The sequence below is a fragment of the Streptosporangium sp. NPDC006930 genome (assembly GCF_040635605.1).
Classification (GTDB): domain Bacteria; phylum Actinomycetota; class Actinomycetes; order Streptosporangiales; family Streptosporangiaceae; genus Streptosporangium.
This window is the reverse complement of record NZ_JBEYID010000006.1, coordinates 121310-134298: the sequence shown is the minus strand read 5'-3', so window position 1 is coordinate 134298 and position 12989 is coordinate 121310. Positions and strand designations below refer to the sequence as shown.

Annotated in this window: 7 protein-coding genes; 3 read left to right on the top strand and 4 right to left on the bottom strand. The window is 69.2% G+C overall.

The features are described 5' to 3' along the window. Positions 1–42: 42 nt before the first annotated feature. The 4 genes from ABZ664_RS13045 to glgP form a co-directional block, all read right to left on the bottom strand. Positions 43–813: an enoyl-CoA hydratase-related protein gene (locus ABZ664_RS13045; protein WP_362507614.1), complete on the bottom strand. Its 771-nt coding sequence runs from the start codon at positions 811–813 to the stop codon at positions 43–45. Positions 814–878: 65 nt separating this feature from the next. Beyond that, positions 879–2009 (bottom strand): glycosyltransferase family 4 protein, encoded by a 1131-nt coding sequence (locus ABZ664_RS13040; protein WP_362507611.1) that lies wholly within the window; start codon positions 2007–2009, stop codon positions 879–881. A 75-nt stretch (positions 2010–2084) separates the two neighbouring features. Beyond that, positions 2085–4202, bottom strand: a complete 2118-nt coding sequence (locus tag ABZ664_RS13035; RefSeq protein WP_362507608.1) for a glycogen debranching N-terminal domain-containing protein — start codon at positions 4200–4202, stop codon at positions 2085–2087. Between the two features lie 651 nt (positions 4203–4853). Continuing rightward, positions 4854–7436 carry an alpha-glucan family phosphorylase gene (gene glgP / locus ABZ664_RS13030; protein WP_362507605.1) on the bottom strand — a complete coding sequence of 861 codons (2583 nt, stop codon included), beginning with the start codon at positions 7434–7436 and terminating at the stop codon, positions 4854–4856. A 351-nt stretch (positions 7437–7787) separates the two neighbouring features. On the opposite strand from glgP, the gene ABZ664_RS13025 reads away from it, so the two are divergent. The 3 genes from ABZ664_RS13025 to ABZ664_RS13015 are packed head-to-tail and all read left to right on the top strand — an operon-like array spanning position 7788 to position 12976. Then, positions 7788–9908 carry an alpha-1,4-glucan--maltose-1-phosphate maltosyltransferase gene (locus ABZ664_RS13025; protein WP_362507602.1) on the top strand — a complete coding sequence of 707 codons (2121 nt, stop codon included), beginning with the start codon at positions 7788–7790 and terminating at the stop codon, positions 9906–9908. A 46-nt stretch (positions 9909–9954) separates the two neighbouring features. Then, a complete protein-coding gene (treS, locus tag ABZ664_RS13020; protein WP_362507599.1) occupies positions 9955–11658 on the top strand; it encodes a maltose alpha-D-glucosyltransferase in 1704 nt (567 codons plus the stop codon). A 4-nt stretch (positions 11659–11662) separates the two neighbouring features. After that, on the top strand, positions 11663–12976 hold the full coding sequence (locus ABZ664_RS13015) for a phosphotransferase (RefSeq protein ID WP_362507596.1): 1314 nt from the start codon (positions 11663–11665) through the stop codon (positions 12974–12976). Positions 12977–12989: the final 13 nt, after the last annotated feature.

Genomic DNA, 12989 nt, shown 5'->3' with positions numbered 1-12989 from the left:
TAGGACCTATCCCATCAAGCCCGGCCGACCTCACCGGACAGGTCAGCGGCCGGTGAACTTCGCCGTGGACCTCTCGGCGAAGGCGCGCATGCCGATCCCGGCGTCGTCGGTGGCGAACAGGCCGGAGAACTGCAGGCGCTCGATCTCCAGACCGGTGTCGAGATCGGTCTCCAGGCCGCGGTCCACGGCCTGCTTGGCGGCACGCAGCGCCAGGGCGGGGCCTCCCACGAACCGGGCGGCGTAGGCGAGGGCCTCGGTGTACACGTCGTCGTCGGGTACGACCCGGTCCACCAGGCCGATGCCCAGCGCCTCGGCCGCGGACACGTGACGCCCGGTGAAGATGAGGTCCTTCGCCCTGGCCGGGCCGACCAGCCGGGGCAGCCGCTGGGTGCCTCCGGCGCCGGGGATGATGCCGAGCAGGATCTCGGGCTGACCCAGCTTGGCCGACTCCCCGGCGATCCTGACGTCCGCGCACAGGGCGAGCTCGCAGCCGCCGCCGAGCGCGTAGCCGGTCACGGCCGCGACGACGGGCTTGCCGATCCTCGCGACGGCGGTGAAGCAGTCCTGCAGGACCCGCGAGTGGACCGCCATGTCGGCGTACGACATGGCGGTCATCTCCTTGATGTCGGCGCCGGCCGCGAAGACCTTCCCCCCGTAGACGACCACGGCGTACACGTCGTCGTCGGCGTCCACCTGCCGGGCGCACTCGGCGATCTCCAACTGGACCTGCCGGTTGAGCGCGTTCATCTTCGGCCGGTCGAGCCTGATCGTCGCGACCCCGTCGGCCGTCTCAACCCGCACGAACTCACCCATGGACGTCCTTCCGCCTGCCGGGATCCCCTTCGGTCCCCGTACCGCGATCCACCATAGGGCGCGTCTCAGTTGACGGGCATGGCCAGGTCCCTGCTCTCCCCCGCGCTCCTGCCCGGGTGCTCCGCCGCCCGCCTTGGCAGCCCGGCGATCGTCCTGCGGTAGATCGCCTCGTACGCGCGGGCCATCACCTCCACGCCGAAGAAGCGCTCCACCCGGGCACGGCAGGCACGCGGGTCGAGCACGTCCACCGCCTCCACGGCGGCGGGGAGCTCGCAGGGATCGCTCCTGATGAATCCGGTCAGCCCGTCCACGACCACCTCGGGCACGGCGCCCCTGCAGAGGGCGACCACGGGGGTGCCGCAGGCCATCGCCTCGATCATGACCATGCCGAACGGCTCCTCCCAGAGGATCGGGAAGATCAGGCACCTCGCCGCCGCCAGCAGTTCGTGTTTGCGCGCGGTGCCGGCCTCACCCACGTACTCGGCGTCGGGGCCGAGCCTGGGTTTGACGTACTCGTCGAAGTAGTCGCACTCGACCTTCTCGGTGAGCTTTCCCGCGAGCAGGATGCGCCGCCCCGCCGCACGGGCGGCGTCGATGGCGAGGTGGGCGCCCTTGTCCTCGTTGAACCGGCCCAGCCACAGCACCCAGTCCTCCTTGTGCTCCCTGAAGGGGAAGGCCGTGACATCGACCCCGTTGTGGACCGCCCCCGCCCAGTTCAGGTCGGGGGCGATGCGCCGCTGGGCCTCGGAGATGGCGACCATCGACACGGTGGCGCCGAGCACCCGGTAGTACTCGCCGAACTCGCCCCCCACATCCCCGTGGCAGGTGATCACCGTCGGGACGACCCGCGCGGGCGCGGTCAGCGGCCCGGCGAGGGAGTGGTCGTGGATCACGTCCACGACGAGCCCGGAGGTCATCGCGTACGCCCTCGCCGCGTGCAGGATCTCCGGCAGCGGCTCGCCGATCCGCTCGGAGGGCGCCCGCCCGTAGGTGCTCAGGAAACGCGCGCGGGTCCCCGCCCTGCCTGCACCGACCAGCGTGATGTCGTGCCCGCGCCGGGTCAGCCCGTCGACGAGACCGGCCACCATCGACTCGATGCCCCCGTAGCCCCGGGGCGGCACGTCGTACCAGGGCGGCGCGACCATCAGGACGCGCATGCCGTCGGACCATCCGGGAGCGATTCTCGAAGAAACCATGGCCACCTCACCTGAAGAGACACGGAACCTGAAAGCTGGACGGACTCGGAACCCGAAAGGACGCGGGAGGAACGATCAGTGGACCCGCCCCGCGGCGGTGAGCGGGCCGCACGACTCGTCGATCAAGGTGATCCCCTCCGGCAGCCCCGACATGGTGGCGCCGTCAGGGCCGACCTCGATCGTGACCCTGGTGCCCGCGAGCGGCAGTCCCTGGATCCGCAGGCCCTCCAGCCCGACGGGATCCAGCCACACCCGCCCGTAGGGGATCCACGGCTCGAAGCGCAGCAGACTCCTGACCAGCTGGATGGGGCTCGCCGCGGCCCACGCCTGCGGGGAGCAGGAGGTGGGGTAGGGCACCGGCCAGCCGAACTCGGCCCGGTCGAATCCGCAGAACAGTTCGGGCAGCCGCCAGCCGAAGACCTCGGCCGCGTCCAGCAGGCTGAGGGCGATCCGCTGGGCCTCTCCCGTGAAGCCGTAGCGCATCAGGCCGGCCGCGATCAGGGCGTTGTCGTGTGGCCAGACCGAGCCGTTGTGGTAGCTCATCGGGTTGTAGGCGCCCATGGTGGTGGCGAGGGTCCGCACCCCGTAGCCGGTGAACATCTCCGGTGAGAGCAGCCTCTCGGCGACGTGGGAGGCCCGGCTCTCGTCGACGATGCCGGTCCACAGGCAGTGGCCCATGTTGGAGGCGAGGCTGTCGATGGCGCGCCCCGCGCCATCGAGGCCGATGGCGTAGTAGCCCCGGTCCGGCAGCCAGAAGCGCTCGTTGAAGGCGTCCCTGATGCGTTCCGCATGGGCCGTCCACCGCTCCTCCAGGGCGCTGTCACCCGCCTGGTGGGCGAAGTGGGCACGGGCGATGTAGGCGGCGTAGACGTAGCCCTGGACCTCGGCCAGCGCTATGGGCGGGTTGGCCAGGGTGCCGTCGGCGAAGTTGACGCCGTCAAAGGAGTCCTTCCACCCCTGGTTGATCAGCCCGTGGTCGGTCTTGCGCCGGTAGGACAGGAACGGGTCGGCGGATCTGCGGATCCAGTCGAGGGCGGCGTCGACGTTCGGCGTGAGCTCCTCGACGGCCTCCCCGTACACGCCCCACCGGCGCAGCTCGCCCGTGACCATCACGAACAGCGGGGTCGAGTCCACCGAGCCGTAGTAGGCGCGGCCCGCGTGCGGCGAGGCACCGGTCCGCGTGCCGAAACGGAGCTCATGCAGGATCTTGCCGGGCTCCTCCTCGGTCAGCGGGTCGTCGACGGTGCCCTGCAGCCTGGCCAGGCGTCTCAGGGTGCCCAGTGCCAGGCACGGGTCCATCGGAAGGGCCATCCACGAGGTGAGCAGCGAGTCGCGGCCGAACAGGGTCATGAACCACGGCGCGCCCGCGGCGATCGTCGGCGGCTCGTCCGGCATGCCGGCCCCGAAGAGCCGCAGCGCGCCGAGGTCCGCCTTGGAGCGTTCCAGCACCTGGGTCAGGACACGGTCGGAGGTGACGATGATCGGGCTGAGACGCTCCCAGTCGGCACGGCGCCTGGCGGGCTCCGCGTGCTCCAGGGGGCGGTGGGTGGAGAACCACGCGGGCGACTCCTCGCCCTCCAGGATCGGGTTGACCTGCAGGCTGACGGTCCACTCACCCCGCGCGGGCACGACGACGCGGAAGATGAGCACACCGGGCACGGCGAACGGCGGCGGCTCGGCCACCACCCTGGTGCCGCGCGAGCGGCAGGAGGAGACGATCAGCAGTCCCGTCCTGTCGGCCGTCATCTCCACGTCGGTCACGTGCCGGATCCGGCCGGCCTTCACCTCGAACAGGTCGGCCACGTCGGAGGCGACGTGGATGTCGACGACGCATCCGGCGGGCTCGCCGGACAGGTTGCGCAGGGTGAGGTCCTCGCGCAGGCCGCCCCCGACGTAGCGGTCCCTGAGCACGAGCAGACTGCTCTCGGCCCGCCCGGGGCGGGGGGCCGCCCTGCCGAGGAACATCGCGTGGTAGGGCTCGGCGGGGAGGACCCTGAGTGCCTCCACGGCCATCTCGTCCACCCTCAGCTCCCAGCGCGACAGGATCCGGGTGTCGGCGTGATAGACCCCCTGCGCCCCGCCGGGGAGGATGTCACCGTTACGGGCGCACACGCAGAAGGAGCCGCCCTCGACCAGCGTGACCGCGGTGTTACCCAGTGCGCCCGGCTGGCCCTTCAACGTCCATGCGTCCACTACTCTCCCCCGAGTGCGCTAGATGTCGGTTATCTACCCATCCCCCTCGCAAACAAGAAAGAACTACAGAAAAGACGCATATAGCCGCATTTTGCACTTTAAGAGGAATTTTGTCCGAATCGCCGTGACGTTGGCGCCGGAGGCCGGCGACCGGCCCCTCCGCGCGACTCCCGCCGCGGTCCCCTCCGCGTGGCCCGCGGCACCGACCTCCGCGGGCCACGCGCCGCCGGGCCGCCGTACGATCAGGCGCGCTCCGGGGTCACGGCGCCGGGAACCTCTGCTGGGCGCCAGGTCGAGTGCCCGAACCATACCCACCTCACCACGCGCGGCGGCCGAACGAGAACACTTCTCGGCCATCCGTGTCGGGTACGACCGTTCAAGCGCGATTCACCCCTGATTCATGCGCGACTCATACACCACCGTTCACCGGACCGAAACGTTCAGCGGCTCGCACACTCGCCGGGCCAGGCCGTTCAGCGAGCCGAACGCCCACCTGCCGGACCGCTCACCTGCCGGACCGTTCAGCGGGCCGAACGCTCAGCGGGCCGGAACGCTCAGCGGGCCGGAACGCGAAAACCTCCGTGGTCCTCCCTGTTCTCAGGGAGGACCACGGAGGTCCCGTCACCCGGCGAGCGCCGGGTGATCACGCGGTCAGCGCAGGGTGCCGTTGGTCATGCCGACGGGCTCCTCCGGCACCGCGACCAGGCCGAGCTCCGAGGTCGAGGCCACCAGCGGATGGTCGGGAACGACCCGGACGGTGTAACCGAAGGGCCCGGTGCGGTCGAGGGGGACGGTCCCGGCGAAGACGGCCCTGCCGTCGTCGCCCTCGGTCTCGACGACCAGGTCCGTGTAGGAAGGGTCCGCGAGGTCGTCGTGGTCTCCGACCCTGCCGTAGGCCGCCTGGACCCGGATGTCCCCGGGCTCCAGCTCGCCGAGCGCGATGGTGGCCTTCAGCTCCAGGGAGGTCCCGAGTTCCGGGGTGCTGTCGCCCAGGCCCGTGGCCTCCACATGCTCGACCCGCACGCCCGGCCAGGCCCTGCCGACCTTGAGCTTCCACGCCGCGAAACCCTTCGCCTGCTCGTACCCCTCACCGGAGAGGGCACGGGCGGATTTGGCCGCCGGGGCGTAGAGGTCGACCACGTAGTCGCTGAGCATCCGCCCCGCGAGCACCTTGGGGCCGAGCGAGGCCAGGGTGTGCCGCACCATCTCCAGCCAGCGCCGGGGCAGCCCGTCGGCCCGGTCGTAGAAGCGGTCGGCGACCTCGTGCTCGATCAGGTCGTACAGCGCGGCGGCCTCAAGCTCGTCGCGGCGGTCGGGGTCGGCGACGCCGTCGGCGGTGGGGATCGCCCAGCCGTTGGTGCCGTCGTACCACTCGTCCCACCAGCCGTCGCGGATGGACAGGTTGAGCCCGCCGTTGAGCGCGGCCTTCATCCCCGAGGTGCCGCACGCCTCCAGCGGGCGCAGCGGGTTGTTCATCCACACGTCGCAGCCCTGGACGAGCAGCTGGCCCAGGGCCATGTCGTAGTCGGGCAGGAAGACGATGCGGTGCCGCACGTCCTCGGAGTCGGCGAACTTCACGATCTGCTGGATGAGCTTCTTGCCGCCCTCGTCGGCCGGGTGCGCCTTGCCCGCGATCACGATCTGCACCGGCCTCGCGGGGTCGAGCAGCAGCGCGCGGAGCCGGTCGGGGTCGGACAGCATCAGGGTGAGCCGCTTGTACGAGGGCACCCGGCGGGCGAAGCCGATGGTGAGCACCTCGGGGTCGAGGGCGTCGTCGATCCAGCCGAGCTCGGCCGGCGAGGCGCCCCGGTTGATCCACGACTGGCGGAGCCGCGCGCGGGCCGCGACGACCAGCTTCTCGCGCAGCCGTCCCCTGATGCCCCAGACGTCGCCGTCGGAGACCTTGGCGATGCTCTCCCAGCCCTGGGCCCGGTCGACCAGGGTGGGCAGCTCCTTACCGGCGAGCTCCATGATCTCCCGGCCGACCCAGGTGGGGGCGTGCACGCCGTTGGTGATGAACCCGATCGGGACCTCTTCTGTGTCGAAGCCCGGCCACAGGCTCTTGAACATCTCCCGGCTCACGGCGCCGTGCAGCTCGGAGACGCCGTTGACCCGCTGGGCCAGCCGCATGCCCATCGCGGCCATGTTGAACTTGCCCGGCTCCTCCTCGGCGCCCAGCGCGAGGATGCGGTCGACGGGGACCGTGGGCCACGCGTTGTCGCCGCCGAACTGGCGTCCGATCATCTCGGCGGGGAAGCGGTCGATCCCGGCGGGCACGGGGGTGTGCGTGGTGAAGACGGTCCCGGCCCTCACCGCCTCCAGCGCCTCGTCGAAGGAGAGCCTCGCCTCGGTGAGCTCGCGGATGCGCTCCAGGCCGAGGAAGCCCGCGTGGCCCTCGTTGGTGTGGAACACCTCGGGCTCGGCGTGCCCGGTGACCCTGCAGTACGCGCGGATGGCGCGGACGCCGCCGACGCCGAGCAGCAGCTCCTGCAGCAGCCGGTGGTCGCCGCCGCCGCCGTACAGGCGGTCGGTGACGTCACGGGCGGCGTTGTCGTTCTCGGCCACGTCGGAGTCGAGCAGCAGCAGCGGCACCCTGCCGACCTGGAGCACCCAGACCTGGGCGTGCAGCGTGCGCTGCTCGGGAAGACTGATCTTGATGCGTACCGGGGTGCCGTCCTCCTCCCGCAGGAGGGTGAGCGGCAGGCCGCCGGGGTCGAGGGAGGGGTAGTGCTCCAGCTGCCAGCCCTCGGGCGAGAGCGACTGGGTGAAGTAGCCGTGGCGGTACAGCAGGCCGACGGCGAGGATGGGCACGCCGAGGTCGCTGGCGGCCTTGAGGTGGTCTCCGGCGAGGATCCCGAGCCCGCCCGAATACTGCGGCAGGGCGGCGGCGATGCCGTACTCGGGAGAGAAATAGGCGATGGCCTCGGGCGCCTCGGAGATGGTCTGGTACCACCGGGGCGCGGTCATGTACTCGCGGAGGTCGTCGGCGGCGTCGGCGAGCCGCCTCAGGAAGCGGCGGTCGGCGGCGAGCTCACGGAGCCTGTCGGCCTCGACCGCGCCCAGCAGGGCGACGGGGTCGTACCCGACGCGTCCCCAGATGGCCGGATCGACCTCACCGAACAGATCCAATGTCTCGGGGTGCCACGACCAGCGCAGATTGAGGACGAGCTCGCCGAGGGAGGCCAGCTCCGGCGGCAGGACGGTGCGGACGGTAAACCTACGGATTGCTCTCACGCTGCCAGACCCTAGTTACTCAGCGCCACGAGGGCGACCTCAACACTCACGGGTCTCCCCCTCACCGCTATCAATCCACCCCAAACACATCAAAGAGAGGTGATCGACTGTTAGGACAACTCGCGGAAGAGTAAGAGGTCCCGCACTCTATCCATCGGCAGGCATGAAGATGGACTATTGGGGCACCGGAGATACGAGCCAGAATGTACTCCCTCGGGAACCGGCCGTCCCAGCAGGGCGGGGTCTTGGCCTGCCACGAGACCGACCGCCCCGTGATGCTTGCACAAACGAAGATCCTTCCTTGCTTACTTCCCGGCGGCACCGGGCGTGCCGCCGCTACCTTGAGACGCGATGATCGGACGAATCCCAATTCAGGACATCCACCCCACGGTCGACTGCGGGCGCCGCCCCGCCAAGGCCGCCGCGGGTGAGACCTTCGAGATCTCCGCGACCGTGTTCCGCGAGGGACACGACGCGGTCGCGGCAGGGGTCGTGTTCACCGGCCCCGACGGCGGGCGCGGCCCCCTGTTGCCCATGGGCGAGCTCGCCCCCGGCACCGACCGGTGGGGCGTGGAGGTGACGCTGCCCACCGAGGGTGAGTGGCGCTTCCGGGTGGAGGCGTGGGGCGATCCCCTGGCCACCTGGTTGCACGACGCGGGCATCAAGATCCCTCGGGGCCTGGACGCCGACCTGATGTGCGAGGAGGGCGCCCGGCTCTTCGACCGCGCGGCGAGAGCGGTGCGGGCCGCCGACTGCGGGCCCGCGACCGGTACGACGGCGACCGGCGGGCCGGTGAGCGGCAGGACCCCCGCGGCGAGGACGGCGAGGCGCGCCAAGGAGGCGCAGCAGCACGTCTGCGGGCACCGGGCCGCGCTCCAGTCGGTCGCGGCCAGACTGCGCGACACCGAGATCGACCCGCGCGCCCGGTTCACCGTCGCCCAGCTTCCCGAGACCGCGGCGCTGCTGCGCGCCCACCCGCTGCGTGACCTGGTGACGAGGTCGGCTCCGCGCACGGTCCTGGTGCACCGCCGCAGGGCGCTGTTCGGGTCGTGGTACGAGTTCTTCCCGCGCTCCGAGGGCGCGATCATCGAGCAGGGCGTCGCCCCCAAGTCCGGGACCTTCCAGACCGCCGCCAAGCGGCTGCCCGCCGTGGCGAAGATGGGCTTCGACGTCGTCTACCTGCCACCGATCCACCCGATCGGGCACAGTTTCCGCAAGGGGCGCAACAACACCCTGACGCCCGAGCCGTACGACCCCGGCTCGCCCTGGGCGATCGGCTCGGAGGAGGGCGGCCACGACGCCATCCACCCCGACCTGGGCACGTTCGAGGACTTCGACGCCTTCGTGGCCAAGACCCGCGAGCTGGGCATGGAGATCGCCATCGACCTCGCCCTGCAGTGCGCGCCCGACCACCCGTGGGTCAAGGAGCACCCGGAGTGGTTCAACATCCGCGCCGACGGCTCGATCGCGTACGCGGAGAACCCGCCGAAGAAGTACCAGGACATCTACCCGCTGAACTTCGACAAGGACCCCAAGGGGATCTACGAGGAGATCAGGCGGGTCGTGCGGCTCTGGATGGACCACGGGGTGCGGATCTTCCGGGTGGACAACCCGCACACCAAGCCGGTCTCCTTCTGGGAGAAGCTGCTGGCCGACATCCACGCCACCGATCCCGACGTGTTGTTCCTCGCGGAGGCGTTCACCCGCCCCGCGATGATGCGGATGCTGGCCAAGGTCGGCTTCCACCAGTCGTACACGTACTACACGTGGAAGAACTCGCGCACGGACGTCGAGTCGTACCTGGGCGAGCTGTCCCATGAGACGTCGCACTACATGCGGCCGAACGTGTTCGTCAATACTCCGGACATTCTCCATGAATACCTTCAGCACGGGGGAGTCCCGGCATTTCATATCAGAGCAGTGCTCGCGGCCACGGCGATGCCGACGTGGGGCGTGTACGCGGGATATGAACTTGCGGAGAATGTACCGGTTCGACCGGGTAGTGAAGAATACCTAGATAGTGAGAAATATCAGTACAAACCCCGCAATTGGGTTGAGGCTGAGCGGGAAGGCCGTAGCCTGGCCCCGTTCATCACGCAACTCAACTTGTTCCGAAGAGCACACCCGGCGCTCCAGGAACTGCGTAATCTACGTTTTCACAGCGTCAACCACCCGGATGTGATCTGCTTTTCCAAGCGGTTGCCCGGCGCCTATGACACGGCCACACGACGGCACGGCATGGGCGACGTTGTCCTCGTCGTCGTGAACCTGGATCCGCACAACACCCACGAGGCGACGGTGTCGCTGGACATGCCCGCCCTCGGTCTCGACTGGCAAGCCGAGTTCGTCGTGGACGACGAACTTTCGGGCGAGTCGTATCGCTGGCGGCAGGACAACTACGTGCGCCTCGATCCCCACATCCACCCAGCGCACGTCTTCACTCTGCGTGCCGCGGCGGCGAACCAGCGGTGAGCCGGCCGGGTACGCGTATACCGGCAGAACAGCGGGGAGTCCACTGGTGAGTCAGCTACCTGAACCAATTCCGAACACCTTCGACGAGGAAAAACCGCGCGACCCGTACTGGTTCAAGCGTGCCGTCTTCTACGAGGTTCTCATCCGGGGGTTCGCCGATTCCAACGGCGACGGCACCGGAGACATCCGCGGTCTCATCCAGAAACTGGACTACCTCCAGTGGCTCGGTGTCGACTGCCTCTGGCTGCTTCCGCTGTACGAGTCGCCGTTGCGTGACGGCGGCTACGACATCGCCGACTTCATGAAGATCCTTCCTGACTTCGGCGACCTCGGAGACTTCGTGAAACTCGTCGACGAGGCGCACAAGCGCGGCATGCGGGTCATCGCCGACCTGGTGATGAACCACACCAGCGACCAGCACCCGTGGTTCCAGGCCTCCCGCCACGACCCCGAGGGGCCGTTCGGCGACTTCTACGTCTGGAACGACAACGACGAGCTCTACAAGGACGCCCGGATCATCTTCATCGACACCGAGACGTCCAACTGGTCCCACGACCCCGTCCGTGGCCAGTACTACTGGCACCGTTTCTTCTCGCACCAGCCGGACCTCAACTACGAGAACCCGGACGTGCAGGACGCGATGCTGGAGGTGCTGCGCTTCTGGCTGGACCTGGGCATCGACGGTTTCCGCATGGACGCCATCCCGTACCTCTTCGAGCAGGACGGCACCAACTGCGAGAACCTGCCCAGGACCCACGAATATCTGAAGCGGGTCAGGGCGGAGATCGACCGGCTCTACCCCGACCGGGTGCTGCTCGCCGAGGCCAACCAGTGGCCCGCCGACGTGGTCGAGTACTTCGGCGACGCCGCCACCGGCGGCGACGAGTGCCACATGGCGTTCCACTTCCCGCTGATGCCGCGCATCTTCATGGCGGTGAGGCGGGAGTCGCGCTACCCCATCTCCGAGATCATGGCCCAGACGCCGAAGATCCCGGAGAACTGCCAGTGGGGCATCTTCCTGCGCAACCACGACGAGCTCACGCTTGAGATGGTGACGGACGACGAGCGCGACTACATGTACTCGGAGTACGCCAAGGACCCCCGGATGCGGGCCAACGTCGGCATCCGGCGGCGGCTCGCCCCGCTGCTGGAGAACGATCGCAACCAGATTGAGCTTTTCACGGCGTTGCTGCTCTCCCTTCCGGGATCTCCCGTGCTGTACTACGGCGATGAGATCGGGATGGGGGACAACATCTGGCTGGGCGACCGCGACGGTGTCCGTACCCCCATGCAGTGGAGCCCCGACCGCAACGCGGGATTCTCCGACTGCGACCCGGGCCGTCTGTATCTCCCGGTCATCATGGACCCGATCTACGGCTACCAGGCGCTCAACGTCGAGGCGCAGCAGCGCAGCGCGGGCTCGCTGCTGCACTGGACCAAGCGGATGATCGACATCCGCAAGCGGCACCCGGTCTTCGGCCTCGGCGAGTTCACCGAGCTGAACTCGTCCAACCCGAGCGTTCTCGCCTTCGTGCGCGAGCTCGGCGACGACCGGATGCTGTGCGTCAACAACCTGTCCCGGTTCCCGCAGCCGGTGGAGCTCGACCTGCGCCGCTTCGAGGGATCGGTCCCCGTGGAGACGATGGGCGGAGTTCCTTTTCCATCGATTGGCGAGCTTCCGTATCTTTTGACGCTTCCTGGGCATGGGTTCTACTGGTTCACCCTGCCACCCGCATCTCAGGAGGCGTAAAGCCGTGTTGACGGAGCTCCTTACCGGCTGGATCACCCATCAACGATGGTTCGCCGGTAAGGGGCGCCCAATCGACGATCTCGTCGTCGACTCGGACGTGGAGCTGTCACCACGCCTGCGCCATCTGATCATCTCCGTTCACCAGTCGGGGGCACGCGACCGCTACCAGTTGCTGCTCGGCAGCGAGGCGCCGGAGTGGGCCCGCTTCAAACCGGCCCACATCGGCGACGGCTACTACGACGCCGCCTACGACGCCGACCTCACCGCCGCCCTGCTCGAAGGCATGGCCGAAGGCCGCGACCTCGGTGCCCTCCGCTTCCGCCACCTCGAAGGGGTGGAGATCGACACCTCCAAGCGCAGCCTGGTCCTCGGCGCCGAGCAGTCCAACACCTCGCTGGTGTACGGCGAAACCTACATCTGCAAGCTGTTCCGCCGCCTGACCGCCGGGGTGAACCCCGAACTGGAGATCGTCACCGCCCTCGCCCTCCGCGACGGCACGCACATCGCCCAGCCGTACGGCTGGATCGAGACCGACCTCGACGGCGAGACCACCACGCTGGCGATGACCCAGGAGTTCCTGACGAACGCCAACGACGGCTGGGCCCTCGCCCTGGCCAGCGTCCGCGACCTGTACGGCTCCCTCGAACCCTCGGCCTCCGACGCGGGCGGCGACTTCAGCTCGGAGGCCTACCGCCTCGGCGTGACCACCGCCACCGTCCACCTGGAGATGGCCGCCGCCTTCCCGACCGACGTGATCGAGTCGCAGGAGGTCAAGCGGATGGTCGAGGAGTTCCGCCGCCGCCTGAACGTCGCGGTGGAGGAGGTGCCCGCGCTCGGCGAGCACGCCCACGTCGCCGAGGAGGCCTACCAGCGGGTCTCGGACGTGGCCGGGGAGATGCCCGTCCAGCGGGTCCACGGCGACTACCACCTCGGCCAGGTGATGCGCACCAACAACGACTGGATCATCCTCGACTTCGAGGGCGAGCCCGGCCAGCCCATCGCCGAGCGCCGCGCCCTGTCCTCCCCGCTGCGTGACGTGGCCGGGATGCTCCGCTCCTTCGACTACGCCGCCCGCCACCTGCTCGCCGACCACCCCAACCCCGACGAGCTCCACCCCCGCGCGGTGGAGTGGGCCGAACTCAACCGCTCCTCCTTCCTCGCCGGCTACTCCGCAGGAGGCGGCCACCTGCGCGCCGAGGACGCCGTCCTGCTGCGCGCCCTGGAACTCGACAAGGCCGCGTACGAGGTGGTCTACGAGTCCCGCAACCGGCCGACCTGGCTGCACATCCCGATGTCGGCCTTCCAACCGGGCCGCTAGGAGCTGTTCGGGG

Excerpts from the sequence above, each read along its gene's own strand:
- ABZ664_RS13045 (WP_362507614.1), bottom strand. The coding sequence starts at position 813 with ATGGGTGAGTTCGTGCGGGTTGAGACGGCCGACGGGGTCGCGACGATC.
- ABZ664_RS13040 (WP_362507611.1), bottom strand. The coding sequence starts at position 2,009 with ATGGTTTCTTCGAGAATCGCTCCCGGATGGTCCGACGGCATGCGCGTC.
- ABZ664_RS13025 (WP_362507602.1), top strand. The coding sequence starts at position 7,788 with ATGATCGGACGAATCCCAATTCAGGACATCCACCCCACGGTCGACTGC.